This window comes from Litoribacterium kuwaitense (genome assembly GCF_011058155.1).
GTDB lineage: Bacteria > Bacillota > Bacilli > Bacillales > DSM-28697 > Litoribacterium > Litoribacterium kuwaitense.
Window position 1 is genome coordinate 1 of sequence record NZ_JAALFC010000103.1, and the last position, 641, is coordinate 641.

Consider the following 641-nt stretch of genomic DNA (forward strand, 5'->3'; position numbering starts at 1 on the left):
GATGTGCTAGGAAAGAATGTGAAGGCAAAAGCTGACGTTGAGCTTCACTTTAAACGGACTGCTGGTCAAGGGTTTGTGTTCAACGTTGAAGTAGACGGAGAAGCGCTAGAGCGGGCAAACAAGCCAATCCGTATCAACATGCCGTATAAGCCAACTCAACTTGAGATGCAAAAGACGCACAACATTGTCGTCAAACGTATCGATAACTTGCAAGCGGTGATTGTACCAAACGCACGCTTTAATGAGAATTCTAAAGCAGTGATATTGGAAACAAATCACTTCGGTCAATACCATATCGAATATGTGAGCAAAAGCTTTGCAGATATCGCCACCTACGATTGGGCAAAAGGGGCGATTGAAGGATTAGCTGCACGCGACGTCATTCAAGGAACAGGCGAGAATCAATTCGCTCCGGAGCGCGCAGTGACAAGAGCCGAATTTATAACGATGTTAGTAAGAGCACTTGATCTACAGGCACAACGTGGAGAAACGTCCTTTACAGATGTAAATCAAGACGCGTATTACTATGAGCCACTCAACGTTGCTAAAGATCTAGGTATCGTTCAAGGAACGGGCGACAACCGCTTTAACCCGAATGCGCACATCGCTCGTCAAGACTTATTCACAATGACGGCTCGCGC

At 46.2% G+C, this 641-nt stretch carries 1 protein-coding gene; it reads left to right on the forward strand.

Going from position 1 to position 641, the window contains the following annotated elements; all coding sequences use genetic code 11:
* On the forward strand, positions 1 to 641 hold a 641-nt coding region (locus G4V62_RS19175), incomplete at both ends, for an S-layer homology domain-containing protein (protein ID WP_165205237.1).